We start from the raw sequence: 24,601 nt of genomic DNA, 5'->3' as shown, positions 1-24,601 counted from the left end.
ACGTCGTCGCCGGTCATTCCTCGCCGGATTCGGTCAGCGCATCGCGGATGATCGCGTAGTAGGGGGCAAGCTCGGGGATATCGGCGGCCAGCCTGTCGAAGGCGGGGTCGAATGGTACAAGCGTGCCGGCGTATTTCGCTTGCGTGAAGGCCCGATGGGTGGCAAGGGCGTCGGCGTCGGCCTTGTGCACGACGGTATAGACAGGCGAGGGCACGGTGCGCCCCTTGACGATGATGCGGTCGAGCTCGACGACGGTGTAGGTGCCGGCGACCAGTCTTGCGGTCTCCTCGCCGAGCAACAGCGCCACGCCATAATTCTTTGAAGCGCCTTCGAGGCGGGAGGCGAGGTTGACGCTGTCGCCGAGGCAGGAATAGTCGAAGCGGCGGGTCGAGCCCATATTGCCGACGATGCATTCGCCGGTGTTGATGCCGACGCCCATCTTTAGCACGTGCGGTCTGCCGCCGCGCATCGCCGCCTCCCGTTCCAGCTCGCGGTTGAGGCTCGATATCGCCGCCTGCATGGCAAGCGAGGCTTTGACGGAGTGCAGTGCATGATCGGGATCGTCGAGCGGGGCGTTCCAGAAGGCCATGATGCAGTCGCCCATATATTTGTCGATCGTGCCGCCGTGATCCATCACCACATCGGAGAGCGGCGTCAGCAGCCGGTTGATCAGGCCGGTCAGTTGCTCCGGATCATCCTTCAAGGTCTCGGCGATGGTGGTGAAGCCACGCACATCGGAAAACAACACCGACAATGTGCGCCGCTCGCCGCCAAGCCTCAGCTGCGAGGGGTCGTGCGACAGGCGCCGGACGAGATCGGGCGAGATATATTGGGCGAAGGCGCGGATGATCTGACGCTTGTTGCGACGTTCTTCGGCATAATCGAAGGCGGCTTGGCCGAAGGCGACCGAGACATAGGCAACGACTGGCCCGAGCGGCGAGACGAAGATATGGGCAAAGCGGATGCCGGCAAAACTCGCAGCAGCGAAGGCGAATACGGCCACGACGCTGGCGACGATCGTCAGCCATCCAGTCGAGCGCCAGACGGTGGCAGCGGCGAGCAGCACGGAGATCAGGATGCAGGCGGCGACCAGCGGAAGGCTGGCTTCCGCGATCGACAGGCCACGGCGGATATTGTCGTAGATCGTTGCCTGGATCTCGACGCCGGAGGTCAGCGTGCCGGTGTGGACGGTATAAGGTGTCGCGAAGGCATCGACGCCGCCCTTGTCGATGGCAGGTGCATTCTGCAGGCTGAGACCGACGAGCACGACGCGGCCCCTGAAATAATCCGGCGGCAGCAGGTTCTCAGGGTCAAGCGCCTGGTAGTAGGAGACCGTGGGATAGCTCCGGGCCGCGCCGAAGGATTGGATGAGCCGGCCGGCCGGCAAGGCTTTGGGTGCTGCTCCCGACGCTTTCATCAGCATGGCGGCAAAGCCGTCCTCATAACCTGGAATGCGCCGGAACGCACCGTCGCCGCTGAGATCGACGGAGGCGATGCCGGTTACAGCACCCGCTTCAGTCAGTTGCGGCAGCGGCGTGGCGCGGATCAGTTGCGAGGACTGGGGCGTCTCGATCAGCGTTTCGTCGCCGGCGAGCACGACATCCGGGCCGACAGCCCTAGTAATCGCGTCGTCGTTGTCGGGGTTCGAAGGTTCGGCCATGATGATATCGAGGCCGATGACACGGGCACCGGCCGTGCGTAGCTGCCTGACAAGCTGGGCATGCAGGCTGCGCGGCCAAGGCCACTGCGAATTGATATCGGCAAGCGAAGGCTCGTCGATCGCGACGATGACGGGTCCGTCTTGCGGCGGACGGGGATCGTCGACGGTCGAGAGATAGTCGAAGCTTCTCAGCTCCAACAGCGACCAGGCGGGCAGGCGCGACAGCAGTGAGATGGCGACGAGTGTCGAGAGCGCCAGCACCAGCAGCCTGAGATGGCGGCTTTCGGCTTGCCGGCCGGCCGGTCTGAGGTGCCGAGGCTTTTTCTGCGCCCGCATCAGAAGCGGACTTTGAGCGTGCCCTTGAAGGCGCGGCCCCAGCCGGGTACGCCGGGCGTCAGTTCGAACTCCTCGTCGAGCAGGTTATAGGCAGCGGCTTCCAGCGCGATTCGTTTGTCGAGGGGTTCCCAGATTAGGTGGGCATCGAGGCTCCAGTAGTCGTCGAGCTTGGTACCGAGATCGTCGCCGTCGCGCTCGCCGACATAATTCGCCGCCACAGTCGTCTTGACCTTGGCCTCGTTGACCCAGGTCAGCGCGATCTGGCCGGAATTCTTGGGTATATAGGGCAGGTTACCGCCGTAGTTGAAGGTTCCCGGATCCTTGTTTTCGGAATCCATGTAGGCGTAGGTGGCCGAGAGACCGAAGCCATTGCCGAGCGCAATGTTGGCGGCAACGGCGGCGCGGTCGATGCTGCCGTGCGAGAGCGGCAGGCTATCGAGGGCCGGAAGCGAAATCAGCGGCAGACCGATCGAGAAATCATGGAGTTCCTGATGCTGGTACTCCACTGTGGTGAAGAGACGGTCGGTCCATTCAGCATCCCATTCGAGCGCCGCCGTATCGACGTAACCTTCAGTGCCGACGGTGAACTGGTTCGCCTGAAGCCCCAGGATGCCGATCGGCGCAAGGGTAGGAACGCCTGTGTCGGTGCTCTGGCGCATGAAGGCCGCGCGAAGCCAATGGTTCTGCGTCGGCGCCCAGGCAAGGCCGAAGCGTGGTTCGAGCCGGCTGACATCAACGCCATCGCCTTCCAGGCGCGTGCCGAAGAGCGCATATTCGCCCTTCAGGTTCGGGGTGATTTCATGGAGGAGGTCGACATAGGCGCGACCGATATTGATGCGGGTCTCAACCTCCGTGGGTCCGGCGGTCACACCGTCGATGAGGCCCGGAATGACATCCTCGAGATGGAAATAGGTCTCGCGCGACGCGTCGATCCAGCCGCCCTCGATACCGTAACGCCAGGTCAGCGACTCATCGCCGATGCTGTGGCTGAGCGCCGCGATGTAGGCCTTCGAGTCATTTTCGTCGCTGGTTTGAAGGAAAGGCCTGATGTCCCTGCCGGGGCCGCCGAGAAGCGGCACGTCCGCCCAGTCGAACCGTATGTCGTTGGTGGTTTTCGCTTCGGTCTGCTGATAGAGGAATGCAGCGTTCAGGACATTCTCATAGGCGAAGGTATGGCTCCAGCCAAGGCCGGCGTTGGTGAGTTGCGTTGTATCTCGCCGAGTGGTGTAGAGCGGCAGTTCGTCCGGTGCCAGCGGTAAGCCAAAGAAACGCAATACGGGATTCAGCGCATCCGAGAGCGAGGGATCCGTCGACAGCGCATTCAGCGTTCCATCAATCTTGGCGTGATTGAAATAGGCCACGACGCGGTCATCCGGCGTCACAGTCGCCGTCAGATAGCCGTTGCCGCCGAGCAGTTCATTGTCGGTCGCAAATCCGCCGAAGTCGCGGTAGTCCCCATCGAGCGCCAGCTCTTCCCAGGTCAGATTGCCATAGAAGCTGATTGGAATCGTCTCGTTTGAATAGCCTTGGATGTCGGCTTCGCCGATGCCTCTGGTATGGCCGTCGACGCTGTTGATGCCGCCGCCGAGCGAGCCTTCTATGAAGGGTGTGCGCAGCAGCGTTGCCGAGCGCGAGCGACCGGAGAGCATGTGCGGATCAAGCAGCAAGCCCTGGATAAAGGATGAGTAGCTCGATGCGTTGCTGCGATACTGGATGACATTGTCATCGCTGAAGCTCGTCGCGTTGACGAAGGGGAAGATGCTACCTTTGATCGACTGATCGATATAGCCGCTGCCTTCGAAGGGACTGAAGACCGCATCGCCGTAATAGCGGCCCCAGGCATCCAGGCCCTGAAGGCGGAAAGCGTTGTTCAGCGTCGAGCCGGCATCCTGGTTGGCGCCGAGCGCGCTGTAGTCGCCGCCGCGCGCCCTGGAGCGGCGGAGAAACTCCTGGGCGTTGCGGATTGCGCCGTCGGCGTCATAGTCATCGATGTCGACAGCGGTTCGGAAGGAGGAGATGACGGGATCGTTCTTGTCGAGTCTGTCGGCATTGTCGATCGCCTGCGCGGAGGGGATGCGGTCACCCTTTTCGTAATGGGCGGCGGCGAGCATCAGTTGTGACTGCGAATGCGCCGGATTAGCGGTGCTGGCCGCCAGCAGATCCGCCAGCGCCTTGTCGCGTTCGCCAGTCTGCAGATAGTAGCGGCCGCGGGCGAGAAGCGCGATGTCGAAGGACGGATCGACGGCAAGAGCCGTATCGATTTCGCGCTTGGCTTCCTTCATGCGCGATTGATCGAGATAGAGGATGGCGAGATTGGCGTGCGGCACGGGATCCTGCGGATCGAGCGCGATCGCCTTCAGGAAGGCGGCCTCGGCCTCGCGACTGGCGTCGCGGGCGCTCTGCAGCAGGCCCATCGAGTTCAATGATCCCGACGCCCCCGGCGCAAGCTCGATGGCGCGGTTCAGATCAGCTAAAGCGCCGTCGATGTCGCTTTCGTAGCTTGCCTTGTAGGAGGCGCGCGCGGCAAGGGCGATCGGATGGTTGGGATCAAGCGAGAGAGCGCGGTTCACCGCCTCCTGCATCTGGGCGCGGTCATCGATCAGCTGCGCCAGCTGGGCGCGGATCGCGGGCAGGGTGGGATCGTCCGGGAAACGCTTTTCGGCTTGGTTGATCACATCGAGGGCGGCGCGCGGGTTTTGCAAAAAGCCGGCGGTATAGGCCTGCATGATCGCGCCATAGGGGCCGACAGCAGCCGAAGGCGGCTTTTCGACATGGGCGGGATCAGCAAGCGAACGGGCGAAATAGCCGCCATATTGCGCCATGTTCCGGCGGCTGGCGTCGAGATGCGGCAGTGCTGCCGCAAACAATCCTGCCGCTTCGTCGTAGCGTTTTTCGGAGCCGGCGATCGTGGCATCGATCAGGTCGAGGCGGGCCTTCTGGGTGGTCGTCAGCTTGCGGCGGCGAATCTCCTGAAGCGTGGCGGCTGTAACCTGCCGGCCATCGAAGGCGCTCTGCACTTCGGCAAGTTCCAGCCAGTCATCGGTGGTGCGCCGCTCCGGCGGCAGCGCCAGCAGGCGGCGGCGTTCTGTCGCCATGCGGCCTGCCGGCAGTGGCGAGGTCGGCATCAGCCCGAAGCCGTCGCGCAGGTTCAGGTAGAACAGCATCTGCTCGCGATCGTCGGGCGTGACGATGACGAGCTTGCGCGGCGCCTGGCCTATCGTGGCGACCGCTCCTTCGCCCTCGTTTACCTCGACGCTGCCCTGCGGGTTGGTGAGCGCGACGCGGCCTTCGAGCACGATCATCGAGGTCTTGGCGCCCTCAACCGTCATGGTCCAGTCGGTGCCGCGGATGGCGGCTGCGGCCGCCGGCGTTTCCACAGTCAGGCCCTGGCCACCGCGCTCGGCGCGCGCCCAGATCGTTCCCGATTGCAGCTCCAGCCTCGTGTCGCCGCTCGCGGCCATCTTCTTGACCTGCAGCGAGGAATTGCGGCCAAGGCGAACCTGGGTGTGATCGGAAAAGACAATGGCGAGCTGGCCGTTGGCGTTGGTGCGTAGCACGTCACCGGTCAGTAGGTCTTGATTGATGTCGACGACGCGCCAGTTCGACACGTCGATGAAGCGGACCTCCTCGCCGGTCTTGCGGGCGATGACGGAACCGGCGACCGGTATTGCACGCTGCACGGGGTCAGCCGCCGCCGGCGAGAAGCCCGGTACGACAAGCGCAAGCGCCACCCCGGCGCGACAAATGTTTTTCCAGCGACCCAGCATGACCCCAACCCCCGCTTCCCCTTTGTCCAAGTAGAAAAGAAAAGTCAAGCATATTGCACACGTGTTCTTGAATTCCGTGTGAAGTGTAATATCAGGGAAACACTTATGGGATGGAGTATTCGGGTGAGCGATTTCGAGAGTGCAACTGAACTTATGCCAAGCGAACCGTCGACGGGTGACATCGGCGCCGGGTATTTCGATCATATCAAGAAAATCAATGACATATTTTATGATCAGATCAAGATCTCTGACCAGAAGGCCGCTTATATTTTCACTTTCATGCTGGCATTCCTGGTGAGTTCCAGCGATGTCAGGGCAGTCTTCAGCCTGGCGCGCTACGTGAGCGGGACGCCCGGCAGTATGCTGTTCTCCGGCCTGCTTGCCGCAGCTTCGGTCTTTTCGATGCTGTCGGCGATCCTCGTCGTACTGCCGCGCCATTTGAACAACTCGACGTCATTGTTCTGGGGCGCCTGGCACGGTCATCGCGACCGGTTCTTCGATGCGGCGCTGCGGCGCGACGAGCGCTACCTTTTCGAGCAGTATCTCGAAAACGCCGACATCCTCTCCACCATCGCCCGCAGCAAATACCGCTGCGTCACATTTGCGTTCCGCGGGCTGATGGTGAGTGTGATCGCCTATGTGCTGCTGTTGGTGGCTGTGTGAGGGTGGTGATGCTTTGAGCTTGTCAGTCGGCCGACGCCGGCGCCCCACGAGAGCCTCATCCTGAGGCGCCCCGCAGGGGCCTCGAAGGACGAGGCGGGTGCGCCGGCGGTCGGTAGATGCAAGGAGCAGTGCCGGAGCGTGTCCTTCGAGGCTTCGCCCTGCGGGCTACGCGCCTCAGGATGAGGACCTTGGACAATGCCGCGCCCATTCACTCCTCGACCTCAAGAACAAGTTCGAGTTCGATCGGCACCCCTAAAGGCAGGCTGGCGACGCCGAGCACGACGCGGCCCGAGAGCTTTTCCTTGCCGAAGACCGCAAGCAGCATTTCGGATGCTCCGTCGGCAACCTTCGGATGGTCGCGGAAATCGCCTTCGGTCGCGATATAGACGCCAAGCTTGACGACCCTGACGACCCTGTCCAGCGAGTCGAGATAGTCCCTGGCGGCTGCGAGCGCGCTCAGCGTTGCGGTTTCGGCCGCCTTCCTGCCGTCTTCGGCCGTTAGCGCACCGCCGACGCGGCCGATATAGCGCGGCTCATGGCCGACGACCGGCAGCATCCCGCTGAAGAAGACCAGGTTGCCGGTCCTTATCGCTTCGACATAGGCCCCGAAGGGTGTCGGCGGCGGGGGAAGCGTGATGCCGAGATCCTGCAGCCGCCGTTCCGCGCCGGCTGCCTGCGCTTTCGCATGGTCTACCATCTGCCCAGATGTGCGCCGCCGTCGACGTGCAGCACCTCCCCGGTTACGCGCGGCGCTTCGGTGAGGAAGATGACGGCATCGGCGATCTCCTCGACGTTTGATATGCCTGCCATCGGCGACAGCGTCTTCAGGAAATCTTTCGGATTGTCCTTGTGCAGCGGCGTGTCCACCACGCCAGGAGCGACAATGTTGAAGCGAATTCCCTCGTTCGCATATTCCATCGCCAGGTTCTTGGAGATGGCGTTGATGCCGCCCTTTGTCATCATCGAGACTGAGGCGGCGAAGCCGGCGATCGGATGATCGGTCAATGGCGTGGTGATGCTGACGACGCTACCGCCCGTTTTCTGCGCGAGCATCTGTCGGACGACCAGTTGGGTCAGATGGATGAAACCCTCGAGATTGGTCGAGGACAATTTCTGGAAGTCGGCCATGGTGAACTCGACGAACGGCTTGGCTAAGAAAATGCCAGCATTGTTGACGAGCGCGTCGATCGAGCCGAAGCGATCGATTGCGGTCCTTGCCACCCGCGCTGCGGTTTCGGCATCGCCGATGTCGCCGTCGACGAGCGCCAGCTTGTCGGAGGTTTGAAAGGCGTTCGAAGCTCTGACCTGGCGCGAGGTGGCGACGACATTATAGCCGCGCTGGATGAAGGCGTTGACGAGGCCGGCTCCGATACCCTGGGAGGCGCCCGTGACGATGACTGTTTTTCTCGTAGTCATGCTGATCTCCATAATCTGGTTCGGGCAACGCGGGCCTTGCGGCTGCAAAGGCCGGTCGCTCGAGATGGGGCTGCTGCGAATGCGCCTCCATCGGGTTGTCTTGTTTTCGCAAGGTGAATATGGCGAAAACTCGATTACCCGATTAGATGGAAATATCTGGATTCTATTTTGCATATATGCAACAATCAGAGCATGGCTGATCTGAACGATATCGCCGTTTTCGTGAAGGTGGCGCAATACGGCAGCTTCAGCCGTGCTGCCCATTCGCTCGGCATGCCGATATCGACCGTCAGCCGGAAGGTGACGTCGCTGGAGGAGCAGCTCGGCGTGACGCTCATCCAGCGGACGACCCGCAAATTGAGCCTGACTGCGCAGGGCCGGGCCTATTACGACAGATGCAGCGAACCGCTCGCCCATCTCGTCGACGCCGAGCAGGCGCTCACCGAGACACAGAGAAAACCGGAAGGCCTGCTGAAGATCTCCGTGCCCGTCATCTTCGGACAGGAGGTCTTCTACGAATTCCTCTCGGCTTTCCTGAAGACCTATCCAAAGATCCAGGTCGATCTCTTCGTCACCAACCTGTTCCTCGATCTGATCGCGGAGAACATCGACCTTGGCATCCGTTTCGGCGAACTCAAGGATTCGACCATCGTCGCGCAGCGGCTCGGCAAGAGCGTGCGCTATCTGGTCGCTGCACCGGACTATCTGAGGGGCAGGGTGCTTCCCTTGAAGCCCGAAGACCTGAAGGGCCATCAGTGCGTGCTCTTGAACGGCCGCAACGGCGAAGCGGAATGGCATCTCGTGAGCGGTCGCAAATCGGTTCGCCTGCATGTGTCGGGGCCGGTATCGAGCAGGGATTTCGATGCGGTCAGCGCTTTCACCTATCGCGGACACGGCATCGGCCTGCTGCCTTCGACTTATTGCGACGAACAGATCGGAAGAGGCGAGCTCGTCCGTCTGCTGCCGGACTGGTCGTCCGAGGAAATTTTCGTGCACGCCGTCTATCCCACGCGCCGATTCCTGCCCTCCCGATTGCAGGTCTTTCTCGAGGCGCTGAAAGCATGGAAGACCCCCTTGTGGCTTCCCTTGCATTGAAGGCTTCCAATTCCATCACCGAAAATTGAAGCCGTACGCGGGGCCGAGCATCCTGCGTCGGCCAAGCTGTGTTAGAGTTCGCCGGCTTGGATGGCGCAGGGATTGGATTGCCAATGCTGACGACACTTGCGGTGCTTATCGGTCTTTCCGGCCTCGTCCCCATCGCGCAGGCGGCGGGAAGCGAGGTCGATGTGACCCTCGTGCTTGCCGTCGACACTTCGCGGTCGATGGACTTCGAGGAGATCGGCATCCAGCGCGAGGGTTATGTCGAGGCGCTCAAGCACAAGGAATTCATCGACGCGGTGAAGGACGGGCTGACCGGCCGCATCGCCATCAGCTATTTCGAATGGGCTGGCTATGTCGTCCAGGATTCCGTCATTGACTGGCAGGTGATCGAGACGCAAGAGGATGCGATCGCTTTTGCCGATAAACTCGAAGCCCGACCGATTGCCACGCAACGGCGCACGTCGATCTCCACGGCGATCGCTCAGGGCGCCAGCATGATCGTTTCGAGTCCCTTTCAGTCCAGGCGACAGGTGATCGATGTCTCCGGCGACGGTCCGAACAATTCCGGCGATCCCGTCACCCCCGCCCGCGACAAGGCGGTGGAAACCGGCATGATCATCAACGGCCTTGCCATCATGCTGCGGCCCTCCGATGCGCCCAACGGGCTCGACAAATATTACGCGGATTGCGTGATCGGCGGCCCCGGCGCCTTCGTGCTGCCGGTCCGCAAGATCGAGGATTTCGCCGTTGCCGTGCGCCGCAAGCTGGTGCTGGAGATCAGCGGCCTATCCCCGCCGGCGATGGTGCAGAAGATCGCCGGCGCTGAGGCGGGCACTGACTGCATGATCGGTGAGAAGCAGTGGCGGGACATTTTCGACCGCTGATGCCCGAACAGGATGATTTTAGGCCGGGTCGGCCTAAATCTCAATCCTGTTCTGAATTACATGGTTAGAGCATGATGTCGTCCGAAAACCGCGCACACTTTTCGGCATCATGCTCTACCGGGTCAGCGCGCCGAAGTTATATCAGTCAGTATCTGGTAAGCGGCAGAGACGCGGTCGTCGTTGGGATAGTTTTTGTTGGCCAGAATGACGATGCCGAGCCGCTCTTTCGGGATGAACGCGACATATGCGCCGAAACCATTGGTTGAGCCGGTTTTATTGATCCACACATCGTCGCGCGGTTCCATCGCCGGCGTCAACTGCTTGACGGGAATGGTTTTGAGCATCGCGCTGGAATTGTTGTCCACCAACGTCGTCAACGCAGCGGGATAGGAGTACTGCTCCCAAATGAGGTCTTGCGTCATCGCGCCGACATCGAAATATCCCGTGTGCGTGTTGGTGATCGCCTGCTGGAGCTTTCCGTCCAACTTGACCAGTCCCATGTTTGCGTCGATGAACCGGATCATGTCGCTTGCTGTGGATTTCACTCCATAGGCCTCGGACGAAAGAGTGGCGGGTGTCATCCGAGCCGGCTCACCGCCTCGCTTGTAGCCTTGGGCATAGTCGGCCATTCTCGATTTCGGCACATTGATATACGTGCTCGTCAACCCGAGAGAAGGAAACAATTGGTCTTCCATAAGAGCTGTGAAATCTTTGCCCATGCTTTTCGCCGTTATGTATCCGAGCACGCCGATGCTCGGATTGGCGTATGTTCGGTGCGTTCCGGCGGCATATGAAGGTTTCCAACTTGCGAAATACTCCATCAGCTGTTTTTCGGTTTTGACTTCATCGGGAACTTGCAGCGGAAATCCGCCAGCCGTGTGCGTGCCCAAATTCATCAGCTCGACATCGCCGAAGGGTCTTCCGTTCATCGACGGAAGATATTTTCCTGCCTTGTCCGACAGCGAAAGTCGGCCGGTCACGTCCGCGTAGGAGGTGAGGGTGACTGTAAAGGTTTTGCTGATTGATCCCAGTTCGAACATGGTCGCCGGGGTGACGGGCCTGCCTGTGTCCTTCGACTCGACGCCGTAGTTGAAAATGTGGTCCTCTCCGTCAACGGCGATCGCAACCGCCATCCCCGGAATGCCGTATTTATCCATGATCGGCTTTACCGCTGCGTCCGAGATGGCTTTCAGTTTCATTTCGTCGGCCGGAAAGCCACTCGTGGAAATGCACGTCGAGACCAAGGTAGCCGATAGAGTTTTTATCCAACTACGATTCATTTTCATCCTCCGCAGGCAGCTTTCAATCAACGCAAAGGCGCATGAGGACGGCATTTAACGGCACTGTTTTGCGGCAGCAAACGATGATATCTCGGAGGAGATCCAAGAAAATCTAGGGCTAAGATGGTTCGGCAATTCCTCCCTTTAAATGGCTTGAGGGCCTTCGAAGCATCGGCAAGACATCTCAGCTTCACCCGTGCCGCGATCGAGCTTTGCGTTACCCAGGCGGCTGTCAGCCAGCAGGTCAAAAGCCTGGAGAAGCGATTGGGGGCTGCGCTTTTTCAGCGCCTCCCAAGAGGCTTGAAAATCACCGCAGAAGGCGAAGCTCTTTTGCCGACCTTGACCAATTCCTTCGATCAGATGGCGATCACGCTGGACCGGATTGAAGCCGGGCAGGTGCGGGAATTGCTGTTCCTTGGCGTGGTCGGGACGTTTGCCGTCGGCTGGTTGTTGCCAAGGCTTTCGGATTTTCAACGGCAGCATCCGTTCATCGATGTGCGCATTTCGACAAACAATAATCGCGTCGATATGGCGGCCGAGGGACTGGACTTTGCCATTCGCTTCGGCAGCGGTTCCTGGCATGGCACAGAAGCGCTGCGTCTGTTCGACGCTCCGCTCTCTCCTCTGTGCACGCCCAAATTCGCCGAGCGTTTGAGGTCGCCTGCAGACCTGGTCGAGGCGACGCTTTTGCGGAGCTATAGGGCGGACGAATGGAGCACCTGGTTCGCGGCAGCGAACGTTCCTCCGGCGGCGCAGATAAACGCAGGTATCGTCTTCGACTCTTCCCTGGCGATGATGGAGGCGGCCCTGCAGGGACTGGGGATCGCTCTGGCACCGCCGTCGATGTTTTCCCGACATCTATCGTCGGGGGCTATCAGACAACCTTTTCCTACGACCATATCGTTGGGAAGCTATTGGCTGACCCGACTGCAATCGAGGCCGCCAACAGCGGCCATGCTCGCATTTTCCGATTGGATGACGTCGCAGATGTCTTCCGCATCGCAATGACAGTTTCCGGCGAGCCGGAGGCCGAGATCATCCCGATGCTCGAGGACACGGCGTCCGACTCGTTGGCCCTCCTCCCGCCATGCCTCTAGAGCGGCCGCTTTGCTTACGCCACACAGATGCCCGGCACGGCGACCTTCTGAAAGAGATGCGGGGAGGCGACCGCCGAGGACGGATAGGCCGAGAGCTTCGCTCGAAACTCCGGATGCGAGAATGCCGCCCGGAAGTCGGCGGTCGATTCCCAGACGGCATAATTGAGATAAGCCGGACTTTCGCCGATGGCGCGATGCATCTGGGTCGAGATGAAGCCCGACTGCCGTTTCATGAAGGCGGCATCGGCCTGCCAGGCATCAAGGAAGGCCTGCTCGTCGGTCTTGTCGAGCGTGAAGAGGTTGGTGAGGACGATCGCGGAGGCATCGATCGCGATTTGGCGATCGATCGGGAAGGCAGGGTCCATCGGGCGCATGAGCGACATGGTCGACTCCATCTGATTTGGTTACATGATGTCAATCTGGTGATACGGATACGTATCCAGTTTGACACTATGATGTCAATATAGCTATATGGTGACAAATGCACGAACCGCAACGGACCCCGCCCGGAACAGCCTTGACCGACCTCATTCTGGATCTCTTCCGGCTCAATAACCGGATGATCAATGCGGGCGACAAGCTCGTCGAGGGGCTCGGCCTGACCAGCGCCCGCTGGCAAGTTCTCGGCACCGTCGTCACCGCAGGCCGGCCACAGCCGGTCGCGTGGCTGGCGCGCGACATGGGCGCCAATCGCCAGAACGTCCAGCGCATCGTCAACGATCTGGAGAAGGAAGGGCTTCTGGCGTTCCAGCCCAACCCGCACCACCGACGGGCACAGCTCGTCGTGCTGACGGACAGAGGAAAACAGGCATATGAAACCGCCATGCGCCTGCAGGCCCCCTGGGTCGACATGCTCTCGGAAGGGTTTCAGGTCGAGGATCTCAAAACCACGCATGCCGTCATGAAGGCGCTGCGCAGCAAATTGGAAGGACATGGAGATGTTGAGGAGCAGGCCTGATCGCCATGGCGCAATAGCGGTCTCGATCCACTGGTTGAGTGCGGTTCTGATCCCGGCGCTGCTCGGCTCCGGCTTGCGGGCCGCCAACGCCTTGGATGCCGCGACCAAGGCAGGGCTGCTGCGCTTCCACATTCCGGCACAATTCCCTAAGCAGGAGACGCAGATCGGCGAACCTACAAGCCCAATTCGATGATCAACACTCACCAGGACCGGCTCGATGGTATGGTGGCCGCTGCGCGCGGCAAAGACACGCGATGAAGTCCCGGCGCGGCACGTGCGGTACCCGCCGGGATGTTTCTCTCGAATGATGTCGCCGTCTGGTCGCCGCCATTGCCCTATAAGGGCAGCTGCTTACCGGCCTGTTCGCTGACCATGTATTCGGCGTACCAGTCCGGCCAGTTCTCGTCGTGTTTGCCGCCGTTCCGTTTCTCGTGTTCGCCGTGCGCGGTCGCCGCACGGCGCATGGCTGACGCGAGATCGGTTGAGTTGGTGAATGTCGTCCCGTCAGCATCGATGCGTCCTGGCAGGCGCGTGGTGACTTCCTGGAACAGCCAGCCGTTGCCGTCGGGATCTTTGAAGGAGGCAAAGGAGCGGTAGCTGCGGTGATCGGGATCGCGGCCGCCAATGCGGAGCCGCCCGAACAGATAGGGTTCGTCCTTGCCGGCATAAACGCCGGCCGCGTCGTGGAACACTTCGCTCACCTCGACGCCGCGGGCGATGAGATCGCGGCGGGCGGCCTCGATGTCGGAGACGATAAGATAAAGCCCCTGGGCGGAGCCGGGGGCGGCGGCCGTGACGTTCTTGCCGAAGATGATCGCACAGCCGGAGCCGGGCGGGGTAAACTGGATCACACGGAAATCGGCATCATTGGCGAAGTCGGCATCGAGCCGCCAGCCCAGGCCGTCGTAGAAACGTTTGGCGCGGTCGACGTTGGAAACGGGGATGACAACCACCTCGAGCTTGGTGTCGACGGGCTGTGTTCTCGGGGTCTCAATGGGGGTTTCGCTGCGCATTGCATTGCTCATCTTCAGCTCCTTGGGGTTTGGGATGCGTTAAGAATGGCGATACATGTCACCGGCCAGTGGACCACAGCGCGGTGAGGCCGTCGAATCAATTATTCTGTCTGATTTGGCCGGTATTGGCGGATTCCGCTGCAATGCAAGGCGCGTCGCTCTCGATCCGCGCGGGTTGGCAAGGTCATGTCGATCCAATGAGGCGGCGGGACCCGTTTCCGCCGCCTTCGTCTGTCGTCCTGCGGCTCGTCGAGCCGGCGTGATGGAAGATGGATACTCCTATGCAACGAGAGCGGCGCGGGTTTTGCCGATCGTCAGAGCCGCCTTTGCTGCCTCGCGCCCTTTCTCGACGAAATGTGCGCGGTAGATCTGCTTGTGATGCTCGGTTTCCTGATACTGATGCGGCGTCAGCGACACGGACAGCACCGGCACGCCGGTATCCATACCGGCGCGCATCAGCCCATCGACGACGGCCTGGGCGACGAATTCGTGGCGGTAGATTCCGCCGTCGACGACGAAGGCGGCGGCAACGACAGCAGCATAGCGCCCGGTTGCTGCAAGATCGCGTGACAGCAGCGGCATCTCGAATGCGCCGGGAACATCGAACACATCGACCTGCTCACGCGGAATAAGCTGATGGAAGCCATCTAGGGCACGGTCGACGATATCGGCGTGCCAGCTGGCTTTGATGAAGGCATAGCGGGTGGGTGTCATGGTAATCTCCTTTGGCGAACAGACACGTCACCCAAGGCGATCACGAACGTCCCCGACAGCCGCAAGGGCGGCAGGAACGCACGTTCTCTTTCATCCGGACTATGACCGTCGGCTCAGGCATCTCACCTGATCTGCTGACCCTTCCTGAGAAGGCGCTCGCGGGCTCGCAATCTAAATTGCATACCGCCGGTAGGGACTTGCACCCCGCCCTGAGAACGGCGCGAACAATAGGGGGAAGGTGACGGCCTGGCAATAGGTCGAAATGCTTCGGGGCCAATGCAGGATCAGGGCTCCTATCGCGGCGATTTCGCTTGTTCGTCGATCGCGACGGGCAAGCCCTCTTGCGGAGGATGGGCTTGCGCCTACATGCTCTGAGTGAGGACATTCACGTCAGAATAGCACGGCAAGACAGGATGCGCCGTCTCCACCGGAGACGGGCAGGGCCGTGGCAACCATGGGAGAGAGAGATGCAAGACCCCTTCGTCGTCCACCGCGAGGCGCATATCGCAGCACCGCCGGCCGCGGTGTTTGCGCTAATGACCGACCCGGAAAAGATCTTGCGTTGGATGGGGACGGAGGCGCAGGTTGAGCCGCAGCCTGGCGGGCTCTATCTCGTCAACGTCACCGGCGCCCGCTTTGCGCGCGGCTCATTTCGCGAGGTGGTGCCGGTTCATCGCCTTGCCTATAGCTTTGGCTGGGACGGCAGCGAGGTGGTGCCGCCGGGGTCGAGCCTGGTCGAGATCGACCTGATCGAGCAGGGGGGCGGAACGTTGCTGCGGCTCACCCATAGCGGCCTGCCGAGCGCCGAGCAATGTGCCGGCCATGCGGAAGGCTGGGCGCATTACCTCGGGCGGTTGACCGAGGTCGCCGCCGGACATGATCCGGGTCCCGACGCTTTTTACGGCAGAACTTGAGCGATTTCCTCGCGGGCCAACCACGCTCTCTGCGCGCGTCAAACATGAACGCGCAATTCATCTCCAGTTCAATTTGGCGGCCATAAGCTCGGGATGGCTGGATTGAAAATGGAGTTCTCGATGAAGGCACTTTCTATCGCGGCTGCCTTGCTCGCTGGCAGCCTCTCGTTCGGCACCGCGGAGGCGATGCCGCTTGGGACAATCAATGTGCAGAGCAATGTCACAAAGGTCGACTACGCCTGCGGTCGCGGCTGGCATCTGACGCGCTGGGGCGAATGCCGGCCAAACTGGCGCCGCCCGCCGCCGGTAGCTTTCTACGGTGGTCCGCCCCGCTGGGGCTGGGAGCGGCGTCACCGGGATTGGGATGGTCCGCGCTGGCGCTATGAGCGGCGCTGGGATCGTGACCGGCGTTGGCGGGATGATGATGACTAAGGGTCTCGCTTAACTGTAGATGGACGAAGGCCGGAGCGATTTCGCCCGGCCTTTTCTGATGAGATAGGTTCGCCGACGCCCTCCCGATTTGTCCGATACGGTCAAATCCTGCTGACGAGCCAGTACTTGTCGTCGATCAGCTCCTCGAGTTCGACGGGATCCTTGACGCCGAATTCGAACCATTCGACGAGTTCCTTCGCCTTGCGGCTGCTCTCCTCCGCTGTCAGCTCGACCTGATATCTTTCGCACCATCGCCGAAGGATCGACGTCAGCATCGTCATGTCATTCCCATCCAGCGGATCTTTCGGCCAGAATATCGTACCCATCGTACCCCTCAAATACACGATGAGGAACGATCCTATAATGGAATCTAAGCCGCGCAAGTTTAAAGTGTTTATTTTTTGTTTTCCACCGTGGTCGAATGGTTTTCGACAGGGATGCGGTCGTCCTTTTGGGAGCGACAGGTTGAGTCGATGGGAACGTCCTCATGGACATTCGGAATGGCTGCCTGCGCTCACCCCGGGGGGCATCCTTGCGGCCGCCCCGGTCAGCGTGCGATGTTAAGCCATGGATCTGCCGTCTCCCCTTGCCTGGCTGGTTGACGAGGCCGGTGCCTCGCCCAGTCCCGAATGGTTTCTGGCCGAACTCGGGCGCCGGCTGCTGGCCGATGGCTTGCCGCTTTTGGGCGGCGCGTTGACGCTTTCGGTGCCGCATCCGATCATCGCGCGGCGCACCTGGCTGTGGCGGGCGGAGACCGGCGCTGTCATTGAGGCTTTGGCCTTTGCCGCGGCTCCGCGGAGCGAGGCCGGGCGCGAGTGGTTGGGCGGGCTCGGGCCGGTATGGGAAGACAGGATCGGGCCTTCACAGGACAATCGGTCGGACAGCCCGCTGCTCGGCTGGGCGAGGGTTGCCAGCGGGGAAGGGGCAGGTGCATTCGGCCCGGCCGAGGCTTGCCTGCTGCGCGAGGTCGCGCGTTTTGCTGCAGCGCCGCTCGCCGCTTTGGCGGCCCGCGAGGCGCGGGCCGCGCTGCTTGAAGCCTATCTCGGCCGCCGTAGCGCCGCGCGAGTGCAGGCCGGCGCGCTTGCCCGCGGCACCGGAGAGACCATCCGCGCGGCCCTTCTCTGCGCCGATCTGCGCGACTTCACCGCGCTCTCCGAGGTGACCGAACCTCACGTGATGATATCAGCACTGGACGCCTGGTTTGACCGCGTCGCCGGCGCCGTGCATGCCTTCGGCGGCGAGGTGCTGAAATTCATCGGCGACGGCGTGCTGGCGATCTTTCCGGTCACGGCTACGTCAGGCGAGGGCGACGCAGCCCGAGCGGATCGCGAGGCCTGCGAGGCCGCACTGCGCGCGGTCGCCGCCAGCCGCGCCGGCATGGCCCATCTCGACCAGCTGCGCCAGGCGCAGGGGCTGGCGGCGCTGCCCTTCGGCGCAGCAGTGCATTTCGGCGAGATCCTGTGGGGCAATATCGGTGCAGCCGACCGGCTGGACTTTACCGCCATCGGCCCCGCCGTCAATCTGGTCAGCCGGCTGGAAGGGCTGTGTAAGCCACTCGGCCGAAGCGTGCTGATCTCGGGTGCGGTTGCGGCGAATACGGCGACGGCGCTGACACCGCTCGGAGAGCACAGCCTGCGCGGCATTGCCGACCCTTGTGCGGTGTTCACCCTTCCGACGGATTGAGCTGCGGGCAGGGATGACAGTTTTGCAAAGAAAGATTTGCAAAGATATGTTTGCAATAGTAGGCTTGCGGTATGAAAACACCGCGCCCGCAGCCTGCTCAATCAGTCACCCGCGTTGTGCCCGATCCGACCGCGCTGAAGGCGCTGGCGCATCCAGTCCGGTTGCGCATGCTCGGCATGCTCAGGGTCGATGGACCCGCGACGGCGACGCAGCTGGCAGTGCGGCTCGGGTTGAACAGCGGCGCGACCAGCTATCACCTTCGTCAGCTTGACCAGTACGGCTTCATCGAGGAAGCGCCGCATGCTTCGCGGCGCGACCGCTGGTGGCGCGCCAGCCACGAGCTCACCTCGGTGCCAGCAAGCGAGGTTGAGGGCGAAACGCTGGATCTCGATCTCGCCTTCAACCAGGCGATACTCTCTCTGCAGGTCGGCCAGATGCAGCAGGCGCTGGAGGAATATGCCGAGCTGCCGGCGGAATGGCGCAAGGCGAGTACGGCCAGCGACATCATCATTCCGATGACGGCGGAACAGGCCGAAGCCCTGACCAAGCGGCTGACCGATATCATTCTCGAAGCGATGCGGGTGGCTCCGCCTTTGGGAGAGTTGGCACCCCCGGATATGGTTCCGTTCTCGATCATGCTGCATGCCTTTCCCTATCCGGGCCGGCTTCCGCACCGCGAGGGGGATGGCGAGCCATGAGAAGGAGTGGGCCATTCCTGGCGCTTGCCGCAGCCGAGACGCTTTCGCTTTCCGGCACGCGGCTGTCGACCATCGCCATTCCCTGGCTGGTGCTGAGCACGACGGGCAGCCCGGTTCTGACCGGGCTGACGACGATGATGGAAATGCTGCCCTATGTCGCCGCCAAGGCGCTCAGTGGGCCGCTGATCGACCGCGTCGGCCCGAAGCGAATCGCCGTCGTCTGCGATACCGCGTCGGTGGCCCTGGTGGGGTTGGTGCCGCTGCTCGATCTCTTCGGCCTGTTGACCATGCTGCTGCTACTGCCTGTTGTCTTTGCCATGGGCATGCTGCGCGGCCCCTCCGATGCCGCTAAGCAGGCGATGGTTCCCGACATCGCCACGCTGGCGGCCATGCCGCTCGAACGGGTCACCGGCGTCGTCGGTGCTATCGAGCGGCTGGCCTCGACGGCGGGTGCGGCCGGCGCCGGCGCGCTTATCGGCCTGATCGGTCCGGGCCAGGCGCTGGTCGTCAATGCCGTCACCTTCGCCGCCGCTGCTCTGATTGTGGGAGCGGGCATCCCCGGATTTCGGCGTGTCCCCGAGCCCGCGGCGCGCCCGAGGCCCGGCCGGGCGAGATGTCCTCCTACCTCGGCGATCTCAGGGAAGGCTGGCGCTTTCTGCGCGGCGACGCGGTACTCGTCAGCATTGTCATGATGGTGGCGACCACCAACCTGCTGGACCAAGCTTATCACGCGGTACTGCTGCCCGTCTGGACGCAGAGCTCGGGCCATGGACCGGAATTGCTGGGGGCGATGTTTTCGGCCTTCACCGGCGCCTCGATCGCCGGTGCTGCGATTGCCGCTGCGATCGGCGAGCGGATGCCGCGCCTGACGGTCTATACCGTGGCGTTCCTGCTGACCGGATTTCCGCGCTTTCTCGTTATTGCGCTGGATGCGCCGCTCGCCCTCGTCTTCATCACCCTGCCAATCGCAGGATTTGCCTCAGGCTTCCTCAATCCGATCCTGTCTGCGGTGATCTTCGAGCGCATCCCCAAGCCGTTGACCGGCCGCGTTACCGCGATGAACGCCGCCCTCTGCTTTGTTCTCATCCCCTGTGGCGGTCTCGTCGGTGGCGCGCTGATCAGCATGATCGGCCTTGCCGCGGCGCTTTCGCTCACCGGCCTCGCCTATCTCGCCGCAACTCTCTTTCCCCTGGCGCTGAAAAGCTTTCGCGGATTCGACAAGGCTATCACCCAGAGCTAGCGTCGCCGCCGCGTGCCTTGCCCCCCAAGCTCCTCGACCATCAGATCGATGAAGCGTCGGACACGTGGTTCCAACAGGCGCTTGTCGGGATAGAGAGCGACGATCTTTGCGTCGTCAGTTTCGAGGCTGGGCAGGACCTGCTGGAGGCGCCCGGCGAGGAGATCGTCGGCGACGAGAAAATCGGGAAGGAGGGCAATGCCCAGTCCCGCCAGGGCGGCGTCGCGGATCGCCTGTACGCTATCGAGCCTCAGACGGCTGCGCCCTTGCACTTTGACCCAGGGACCGCCTTCACCGCGAAAGCGCCAGCCCTGCCTTTGATTGCGGCTGGCAAAGATAAGGCAGTCGTGGGCCGTGATATCGTTGATATCGGCCGGCTCGCCGCGCTCGGCGAGGTAGGACGGCGAGGCGCAGAGCCACGCCTTATAGGTGGCGATCACGCGCGAGACCAGGCGGGTGTCCGACGTCGTCGTCGCGCCGATCCCGATCGCGAGATCGAAGCCTTCCTCGACGATGTCGGCCAGGCGATCGATGAAACTCACTTCGACCTGGATGTCGGGCCAGGCCCGAAGATATTTTTGAAGCAGGGGCAGCATGACGAGCCGCCCGAAGGCATCGGGAACGGTGAGCCTGAGAACACCTCGCGGCGTGCTGTTCTGCCCTGCCACGCTCGCCTCCGCCTCATCGACCGATACAAGGATCTGCAGCCCGCGCTCGTAGAACATCCGGCCCTCGTCGGTCAGGCTCAGCGTTCTCGTTGTGCGGTTGAGCAGACGCGCGCCGAGCCGGTCTTCCAGGCGGATGACCGCCTTGCCTGCCGCGGAACGGGACAGGCCCATGGCCTGGCCGCCGGCGATAAAGCTCCCCGCATCGACGACGGCCATGAAGATCAGGATATCGTTCAGGTTCGTACGCGGCATGAGGCAACTCGAGCGGTTCGGCTACGTCAATAAGTCGGGCAGTCATGGGATCGTTCAAGACCCGGACCATCAACGCCCATCGCGGCAGTAAGGTCCCCACGCTTCGCTCTATGTAGACGTCCCTTCGCCAATCAACCTGCTACAGCAGCCATCGCACCGGATCGCAGGTCAAAGATGGGCGCTGGAAAGCCGGGCTACAGCATATCGCCGAGGCTCCAGTGGTTGTTCCACCGGACGTCGATCTCATCGTCGATATTCTGATATCTTATGTCGGTGGAGAGGCGCAGCCGCCGGCTGCGGTCCTGGTTGATGGTCGAAGCGTGGATCATGTAGGGCGAGTGGAGCACCACGTCGCCGGCCTCGTAATCGGCGGCGAGCCAGCGGGTGTCGAAACGCTCTGCCATGTCGGGAAGATCCTTGGAGACCCAGCCGCCTTCGCTCATGTGGCTGTTATAGGCACTGATCTGCTCTTCCGGAGACAGATCGCCGCTTGCTGCCCTGAATTCGGCCTCCATCTTGGTGCCCAGAGCATGCGAACCTTCGAGATAGACCAGGCCGCCCATCTCGGCGGGGGTGTCGCCAATCGGTATCCAGGCCGTCACCAGGCGGCTGGTGCCGCCGCGGAGATAGACGAGATCGTAGTGGGCGGGCGTGGCTGTCAGCGATCCCGGATGGACGAAGCGCATGATCTTGCGCTTGTGTAGATAGGAGATACCCTGCAGGAAATCGTCCATGAAGCGGGCGAGCAGTGGTTGCGCGCAGAAGCCTTCATAGGCGGCGGAGCGGACGAGTGACATCAGGCGCCGGTCCGCCAGGCTTCTGTCGAAGCCACCGGCAGACGCGATCCCCAGAGAAAAATCGCTGCCCGGCTCGACCAGTCCGGTTTCGGCAAGGCGTTCGAAGACCCAGCGGCGGAAATCGATGAGATCGGCCCGCGGCAAAAGGCCTTTCAGCCAGACATAGCCATCGTGCTGGTAGCGGCGCCGGATGGCGTCGACGCCGATGGCGGGATCGGTCGGCATGAGCCAGCCCGTCCGCTCCGCAGGCAAGGTTTTGCCATGGGCGGCAAGGGGAAATTCCGGCCTTCGGATCTGCACGGCCTCCGCAACAATTGACATTTCACTCCTCCGTTGCTTGAGTTGGCTTGCCGTCAATTACCTGATCCGGCGCACCAACCGACATAGAGGAAATTCATAGCTGGACTTTTCGCTCACCATGAGAGACCCAGAGGCCATCTATAGGATGCCGCTTGCCGCTGCCGGCGGACTGGCTGTTACCGGCAGCGGCAGGCAGCAGGCCCGCCGTGCGGTGACAAACCGGAAACTGCCGAGTTTCGCCGTCGTGCTGGTAGAGCGGGGGCAGGGCTGGCTGGACACCGCGGCCAGCGGCCGCCTGAGCCTCACCGGGCCGATCCTCTTCTGGCTGTTTCCGAACCGAGTGCATTCCTATGGCCCCGATGAAGGCGGCTGGGACGAGCGCTGGGCGCTTTTCGAAGGGTCGTTCACGCGAGACTTCGTCCGGTTGAGGCTCATGACCGAGCGTCAGCCCGTCGTGGCCTTGCATCACGTAGATGAGATGGCGCGGCTATTCGGCAGCCTGCATGCCGACCTGCTCGACGATACCAACCTCGGGCAGGCATCGGCGGCGTTGATGCTGCATCGCATCGTCATATCGGCCGCAAGACAGGCAAGCGCCGCGGCCGATCAGCGCCGAGACAGGCCCGACATGGCCGAAATCGTCGAGACGCTGCGGCAAAGCGCAATGCAACCGATGGACCTTAGAGCCTTCGCCGCCCAGCACGGCATGTCGCCGGCGACGCTGCGCAGGCGGTTCACGCTCGAAACCGGGCTGCCGCCCAAGGCGTTCCAGCTTCGTGCGCGCATGGACCACGCCAAACAGCTCTTGACAACCACCGACGAGAAGATCGAAACCATCGCCGCCACGGTCGGCCTGGATGACCCGTTTTATTTTTCGCGTGTCTTTCACGAACGCGAGGGCTGCAGTCCTCGCGAATTTCGCGCCAGGTACACCAGGGGTTGAGAGCCTGGCAGCACTCGCCGTATCCCGTTTTCACGAAGTCGTGTATGATGATGGGGCGTTGGAGACGATCTTTCACGGCGTTGGCAAAATCTTCGCCGCGCAGGTCCGATACCGGCTGGAAGGTTTCGTTGTCCGATGCGTGAACGTCCGGCTTCGCTCGTTGGCGGAGGCCGGGCCGGGAGGGGAAAATGACGTCCAGCGCATCGAATGTCGATCTCGCGCCGTCGAGACCGTCCATCATCCATGCGGCGGTTCAATTGGGAGTCGTCGCGCTTCTGGTCTATGTCTGCGCCAGGATCATGTTGCCGTTCCTCGGCATTCTGCTTTGGTCAGTGATCCTGGCGGTCATGCTTCATCCCTTGCATCTGCGCCTGTCCGATCGGATCGGCAATCGCTGGTCGGCATCTCTCATCGGCATCGTCGGCGTTGCCGTCGTGCTGGTGCCGATGTTCGTCGTGATCACGTCGCTTGGGTCTTCCATTTACTGGCTTGTGTCCAGTTTGCAGAACCATAGCCTGACAATTCCGCCGCCTCCAACGTGGCTTGCCGACCTGCCGGTGGTCGGAGCGAAGATCTCGGAGGGCTGGTCGCTCGCTACCGCCAACCTGCCTTCGGCGCTGCGTCAATACGGCGAGATGCTGAGCAAGCCTGCTGCGTGGCTCGCATCTTTCGCCGGCGGCCTGGCCTCTGGCGGGCTTTCCTTCGTTCTTTCCATCGCGATCGCCGCCGTGCTTGTCGCCTATGCCAAGGGTGCTGCGGCTTTTGCACTCAGTCTGCTGGAACTCGTCACTAACAGCAGGGCGCGGGGTGCCCGGCTCGTCCACCTGACCGCCACAACGATCCGGGGAGTTGCGGTCGGCGTGGTCGGTGTGGCGGCGATCCAGTCGATGCTCGTTGGCATTGGCTTCTTCGCCATCGGCGTTCCGGCGGCTGGTGCCCTGACGCTCGTCACGTTTCTATTGGCAGTCGTGCAGATACCGCCGCTGCTGCTGACGCTGCCTGTCATGGCCTATGTCTTTGTCACGGAAGCGACAACACCGGCAATCATCTTCGCCATATGGTCTTTCATCGCCGGGCTGAGCGACAATTTTCTCAAACCATTGATGCTCGGCCGTGGATCTGATGTGCCGATGCCGGTCATTTTGATCGGTGTCATCGGAGGGATGATAGCCGACGGCCTTCTCGGTATATTTGTCGGCCCCGTGCTGCTGGCCGTCGCCTTCGTGTTGCTGATGGAATGGCTGCATCAGCGCCCGATCGAGGACGGCCCCCGGATCGAAGGTCCCGCCCCATGATCAAAGTCATTGGTCTCGGCCTGCTGGCGATGGCGATCTGCCTCGGACTGCAGGCGCTGGCTTCGGTGCTGGCCGCGCGTTATTTTGCTCACGCGCGCACGCAACCCGTGGGACGAAAGCCCTGGCGGACGATCTTCCTGCAATTCTCGGTTCTGATGATCGTGCTCATGCTGGGCAATATCCTCCAGGTCGCTTTTTGGGCACTGCTATATCGCGTGCTCGGTGCCTTCGAGGACTTCGAAACGGCCATGTATTTTTCGGGGGTCACCTTCACGTCGCTTGGTTATGGCGACGTGGTGCTTGACGGCCGTATCAGGCTGCTTGCGCCGCTGCAGGCAGCCAACGGGCTGATGATGTTCGGGATCACCACGGCACTGTTCTTCTCGGCCATCCAGCAGGCCATGGGGAAATTGGCTGCGGCAAATCAAACCGCGCATGAGCCGTAGCGTGCTGGAGCATTTCAAAGTGTTACAGCGTCCTTTGCGCGTCTGAA

At 61.9% G+C, this 24,601-nt stretch carries 24 protein-coding genes, 1 pseudogene and 1 riboswitch; of the genes and pseudogenes, 14 read left to right on the top strand and 11 right to left on the bottom strand.

Annotation, left to right across the window (positions count from 1 at the left end; genetic code table 11):
* Positions 1–13: 13 nt before the first annotated feature.
* Together HFO99_RS05180 and HFO99_RS05175 are read right to left on the bottom strand one after the other, a co-directional pair.
* Positions 14–1,996 (bottom strand): CHASE2 domain-containing protein, encoded by a 1,983-nt coding sequence (locus HFO99_RS05180; RefSeq protein ID WP_222359741.1) that lies wholly within the window; start codon positions 1,994–1,996, stop codon positions 14–16.
* Entirely contained in the window at positions 1,996–5,763 is a 3,768-nt protein-coding gene (locus HFO99_RS05175) for a FecR domain-containing protein (protein ID WP_261323007.1), read from the bottom strand. The genes HFO99_RS05180 and HFO99_RS05175 overlap by 1 nt, the downstream gene beginning before the upstream one ends.
* Positions 5,764–5,886: 123 nt before the next feature.
* On the opposite strand from HFO99_RS05175, the gene HFO99_RS05170 reads away from it, so the two are divergent.
* Positions 5,887–6,426 (top strand): Pycsar system effector family protein, encoded by a 540-nt coding sequence (locus tag HFO99_RS05170; protein ID WP_222331615.1) that lies wholly within the window; start codon positions 5,887–5,889, stop codon positions 6,424–6,426.
* 208 nt (positions 6,427–6,634) lie between these two features.
* Here HFO99_RS05170 and HFO99_RS05165 read toward each other — a convergent pair whose 3' ends face one another.
* Together HFO99_RS05165 and HFO99_RS05160 are read right to left on the bottom strand one after the other, a co-directional pair.
* Positions 6,635–7,123, bottom strand: a complete 489-nt coding sequence (locus HFO99_RS05165) for a RidA family protein (RefSeq protein ID WP_222359739.1) — start codon at positions 7,121–7,123, stop codon at positions 6,635–6,637.
* A complete protein-coding gene (locus HFO99_RS05160; protein WP_222331617.1) occupies positions 7,117–7,842 on the bottom strand; it encodes an SDR family NAD(P)-dependent oxidoreductase in 726 nt (241 codons plus the stop codon). The genes HFO99_RS05165 and HFO99_RS05160 overlap by 7 nt, the downstream gene beginning before the upstream one ends.
* A gap of 192 nt (positions 7,843–8,034) precedes the next feature.
* On the opposite strand from HFO99_RS05160, the gene HFO99_RS05155 reads away from it, so the two are divergent.
* Both HFO99_RS05155 and HFO99_RS05150 read left to right on the top strand, forming a co-directional pair.
* Positions 8,035–8,937, top strand: coding sequence for a LysR family transcriptional regulator (locus HFO99_RS05155; RefSeq protein ID WP_222331618.1), 903 nt, complete (start codon positions 8,035–8,037; stop codon positions 8,935–8,937).
* Positions 8,938–9,050: 113 nt separating this feature from the next.
* A complete protein-coding gene (locus HFO99_RS05150; RefSeq protein WP_222359738.1) occupies positions 9,051–9,827 on the top strand; it encodes a DUF1194 domain-containing protein in 777 nt (258 codons plus the stop codon).
* A 122-nt stretch (positions 9,828–9,949) separates the two neighbouring features.
* Here HFO99_RS05150 and ampC read toward each other — a convergent pair whose 3' ends face one another.
* A complete protein-coding gene (ampC, locus tag HFO99_RS05145; RefSeq protein ID WP_222359736.1) occupies positions 9,950–11,107 on the bottom strand; it encodes a class C beta-lactamase in 1,158 nt (385 codons plus the stop codon).
* A 123-nt stretch (positions 11,108–11,230) separates the two neighbouring features.
* On the opposite strand from ampC, the gene HFO99_RS05140 reads away from it, so the two are divergent.
* Complete coding sequence (locus HFO99_RS05140) at positions 11,231–12,115, top strand: LysR family transcriptional regulator (RefSeq protein WP_222359734.1); 885 nt, start codon at positions 11,231–11,233, stop codon at positions 12,113–12,115.
* Positions 12,116–12,218: 103 nt separating this feature from the next.
* On the opposite strand, the gene HFO99_RS05135 is transcribed toward HFO99_RS05140, so the two are convergent.
* On the bottom strand, positions 12,219–12,587 hold the full coding sequence (locus HFO99_RS05135) for an antibiotic biosynthesis monooxygenase family protein (RefSeq protein ID WP_222331622.1): 369 nt from the start codon (positions 12,585–12,587) through the stop codon (positions 12,219–12,221).
* Positions 12,588–12,685: 98 nt separating this feature from the next.
* Here HFO99_RS05135 and HFO99_RS05130 point away from each other — a divergent pair, with 98 nt between their 5' ends.
* Positions 12,686–13,162 carry a MarR family winged helix-turn-helix transcriptional regulator gene (locus tag HFO99_RS05130; protein WP_222331623.1) on the top strand — a complete coding sequence of 159 codons (477 nt, stop codon included), beginning with the start codon at positions 12,686–12,688 and terminating at the stop codon, positions 13,160–13,162.
* Entirely contained in the window at positions 13,143–13,355 is a 213-nt protein-coding gene (locus HFO99_RS05125; protein ID WP_261323004.1) for a hypothetical protein, read from the top strand. Before HFO99_RS05130 ends, HFO99_RS05125 begins: the two co-directional genes overlap by 20 nt.
* A 142-nt stretch (positions 13,356–13,497) precedes the next feature.
* Here the strand turns inward: HFO99_RS05125 and HFO99_RS05120 are convergent, their stop codons facing one another.
* Complete coding sequence (locus tag HFO99_RS05120; protein WP_222359732.1) at positions 13,498–14,187, bottom strand: VOC family protein; 690 nt, start codon at positions 14,185–14,187, stop codon at positions 13,498–13,500.
* 267 nt (positions 14,188–14,454) lie between these two features.
* Positions 14,455–14,889, bottom strand: coding sequence for a 6,7-dimethyl-8-ribityllumazine synthase (locus HFO99_RS05115; RefSeq protein ID WP_222359730.1), 435 nt, complete (start codon positions 14,887–14,889; stop codon positions 14,455–14,457).
* Between the two features lie 78 nt (positions 14,890–14,967).
* Positions 14,968–15,110: riboswitch (FMN riboswitch) on the bottom strand.
* 246 nt (positions 15,111–15,356) lie between these two features.
* Between HFO99_RS05115 and HFO99_RS05110 the strand changes: the two genes are divergently transcribed.
* Positions 15,357–15,803 carry an SRPBCC domain-containing protein gene (locus HFO99_RS05110; protein WP_222309752.1) on the top strand — a complete coding sequence of 149 codons (447 nt, stop codon included), beginning with the start codon at positions 15,357–15,359 and terminating at the stop codon, positions 15,801–15,803.
* Positions 15,804–15,923: 120 nt separating this feature from the next.
* On the top strand, positions 15,924–16,235 hold the full coding sequence (locus HFO99_RS05105; RefSeq protein ID WP_222359728.1) for a GCG_CRPN prefix-to-repeats domain-containing protein: 312 nt from the start codon (positions 15,924–15,926) through the stop codon (positions 16,233–16,235).
* A 101-nt stretch (positions 16,236–16,336) separates the two neighbouring features.
* On the opposite strand, the gene HFO99_RS05100 is transcribed toward HFO99_RS05105, so the two are convergent.
* A complete protein-coding gene (locus HFO99_RS05100) occupies positions 16,337–16,561 on the bottom strand; it encodes a hypothetical protein (protein ID WP_222331626.1) in 225 nt (74 codons plus the stop codon).
* Between the two features lie 241 nt (positions 16,562–16,802).
* Here HFO99_RS05100 and HFO99_RS05095 point away from each other — a divergent pair, with 241 nt between their 5' ends.
* The 3 genes and pseudogenes from HFO99_RS05095 (at position 16,803) to HFO99_RS05085 (ending at position 19,856) form a co-directional block, all read left to right on the top strand.
* Complete coding sequence (locus HFO99_RS05095; protein ID WP_222359726.1) at positions 16,803–17,918, top strand: adenylate/guanylate cyclase domain-containing protein; 1,116 nt, start codon at positions 16,803–16,805, stop codon at positions 17,916–17,918.
* Positions 17,919–17,989: 71 nt separating this feature from the next.
* Positions 17,990–18,616, top strand: a complete 627-nt coding sequence (locus tag HFO99_RS05090; RefSeq protein ID WP_222359724.1) for an ArsR/SmtB family transcription factor — start codon at positions 17,990–17,992, stop codon at positions 18,614–18,616.
* Positions 18,613–19,856: pseudogene (locus HFO99_RS05085) on the top strand (MFS transporter). The gene HFO99_RS05090 and the pseudogene HFO99_RS05085 overlap by 4 nt, the downstream one beginning before the upstream one ends.
* Here HFO99_RS05085 and HFO99_RS05080 read toward each other — a convergent pair.
* Positions 19,853–20,773, bottom strand: a complete 921-nt coding sequence (locus HFO99_RS05080; RefSeq protein ID WP_222359722.1) for a LysR family transcriptional regulator — start codon at positions 20,771–20,773, stop codon at positions 19,853–19,855. The pseudogene HFO99_RS05085 and the gene HFO99_RS05080 overlap by 4 nt on opposite strands.
* Before the next feature lie 194 nt (positions 20,774–20,967).
* Positions 20,968–21,891: a phytanoyl-CoA dioxygenase family protein gene (locus HFO99_RS05075; protein WP_222359721.1), complete on the bottom strand. Its 924-nt coding sequence runs from the start codon at positions 21,889–21,891 to the stop codon at positions 20,968–20,970.
* 97 nt (positions 21,892–21,988) lie between these two features.
* Between HFO99_RS05075 and HFO99_RS05070 the strand changes: the two genes are divergently transcribed.
* The 3 genes from HFO99_RS05070 (at position 21,989) to HFO99_RS05060 (ending at position 24,554) form a co-directional block, all read left to right on the top strand.
* Positions 21,989–22,813, top strand: coding sequence for a helix-turn-helix domain-containing protein (locus HFO99_RS05070; protein ID WP_222359720.1), 825 nt, complete (start codon positions 21,989–21,991; stop codon positions 22,811–22,813).
* A 188-nt stretch (positions 22,814–23,001) separates the two neighbouring features.
* Complete coding sequence (locus tag HFO99_RS05065; RefSeq protein ID WP_222249481.1) at positions 23,002–24,108, top strand: AI-2E family transporter; 1,107 nt, start codon at positions 23,002–23,004, stop codon at positions 24,106–24,108.
* Positions 24,105–24,554: a potassium channel family protein gene (locus HFO99_RS05060; RefSeq protein WP_222309770.1), complete on the top strand. Its 450-nt coding sequence runs from the start codon at positions 24,105–24,107 to the stop codon at positions 24,552–24,554. The genes HFO99_RS05065 and HFO99_RS05060 overlap by 4 nt, the downstream gene beginning before the upstream one ends.
* Positions 24,555–24,601 lie beyond the last annotated feature (47 nt).

The organism is Rhizobium leguminosarum (assembly GCF_019798305.1).
In the GTDB taxonomy this organism is placed as follows: Bacteria; Pseudomonadota; Alphaproteobacteria; order Rhizobiales; family Rhizobiaceae; genus Rhizobium; species Rhizobium leguminosarum_U.
Note: the sequence above shows the minus strand (reverse complement) of the source record. Positions and strands in the feature narration are given on the sequence as shown.

Excerpts from the sequence above, each read along its gene's own strand:
- HFO99_RS05065 (WP_222249481.1), top strand. The coding sequence starts at position 23,002 with ATGACGTCCAGCGCATCGAATGTCGATCTCGCGCCGTCGAGACCGTCC.
- HFO99_RS05105 (WP_222359728.1), top strand. The coding sequence starts at position 15,924 with ATGAAGGCACTTTCTATCGCGGCTGCCTTGCTCGCTGGCAGCCTCTCG.
- HFO99_RS05070 (WP_222359720.1), top strand. The coding sequence starts at position 21,989 with ATGAGAGACCCAGAGGCCATCTATAGGATGCCGCTTGCCGCTGCCGGC.
- HFO99_RS05115 (WP_222359730.1), bottom strand. The coding sequence starts at position 14,889 with ATGACACCCACCCGCTATGCCTTCATCAAAGCCAGCTGGCACGCCGAT.
- HFO99_RS05095 (WP_222359726.1), top strand. The coding sequence starts at position 16,803 with ATGGATCTGCCGTCTCCCCTTGCCTGGCTGGTTGACGAGGCCGGTGCC.
- HFO99_RS05125 (WP_261323004.1), top strand. The coding sequence starts at position 13,143 with ATGTTGAGGAGCAGGCCTGATCGCCATGGCGCAATAGCGGTCTCGATC.
- HFO99_RS05160 (WP_222331617.1), bottom strand. The coding sequence starts at position 7,842 with ATGACTACGAGAAAAACAGTCATCGTCACGGGCGCCTCCCAGGGTATC.
- HFO99_RS05155 (WP_222331618.1), top strand. The coding sequence starts at position 8,035 with ATGGCTGATCTGAACGATATCGCCGTTTTCGTGAAGGTGGCGCAATAC.
- HFO99_RS05130 (WP_222331623.1), top strand. The coding sequence starts at position 12,686 with ATGCACGAACCGCAACGGACCCCGCCCGGAACAGCCTTGACCGACCTC.
- HFO99_RS05100 (WP_222331626.1), bottom strand. The coding sequence starts at position 16,561 with ATGGGTACGATATTCTGGCCGAAAGATCCGCTGGATGGGAATGACATG.
- HFO99_RS05060 (WP_222309770.1), top strand. The coding sequence starts at position 24,105 with ATGATCAAAGTCATTGGTCTCGGCCTGCTGGCGATGGCGATCTGCCTC.
- HFO99_RS05135 (WP_222331622.1), bottom strand. The coding sequence starts at position 12,587 with ATGTCGCTCATGCGCCCGATGGACCCTGCCTTCCCGATCGATCGCCAA.
- HFO99_RS05180 (WP_222359741.1), bottom strand. The coding sequence starts at position 1,996 with ATGCGGGCGCAGAAAAAGCCTCGGCACCTCAGACCGGCCGGCCGGCAA.
- ampC (WP_222359736.1), bottom strand. The coding sequence starts at position 11,107 with ATGAATCGTAGTTGGATAAAAACTCTATCGGCTACCTTGGTCTCGACG.
- HFO99_RS05175 (WP_261323007.1), bottom strand. The coding sequence starts at position 5,763 with ATGCTGGGTCGCTGGAAAAACATTTGTCGCGCCGGGGTGGCGCTTGCG.
- HFO99_RS05075 (WP_222359721.1), bottom strand. The coding sequence starts at position 21,891 with ATGTCAATTGTTGCGGAGGCCGTGCAGATCCGAAGGCCGGAATTTCCC.
- HFO99_RS05150 (WP_222359738.1), top strand. The coding sequence starts at position 9,051 with ATGCTGACGACACTTGCGGTGCTTATCGGTCTTTCCGGCCTCGTCCCC.
- HFO99_RS05090 (WP_222359724.1), top strand. The coding sequence starts at position 17,990 with ATGAAAACACCGCGCCCGCAGCCTGCTCAATCAGTCACCCGCGTTGTG.
- HFO99_RS05120 (WP_222359732.1), bottom strand. The coding sequence starts at position 14,187 with ATGAGCAATGCAATGCGCAGCGAAACCCCCATTGAGACCCCGAGAACA.
- HFO99_RS05140 (WP_222359734.1), top strand. The coding sequence starts at position 11,231 with ATGGTTCGGCAATTCCTCCCTTTAAATGGCTTGAGGGCCTTCGAAGCA.
- HFO99_RS05080 (WP_222359722.1), bottom strand. The coding sequence starts at position 20,773 with ATGCCGCGTACGAACCTGAACGATATCCTGATCTTCATGGCCGTCGTC.
- HFO99_RS05110 (WP_222309752.1), top strand. The coding sequence starts at position 15,357 with ATGCAAGACCCCTTCGTCGTCCACCGCGAGGCGCATATCGCAGCACCG.
- HFO99_RS05165 (WP_222359739.1), bottom strand. The coding sequence starts at position 7,123 with ATGGTAGACCATGCGAAAGCGCAGGCAGCCGGCGCGGAACGGCGGCTG.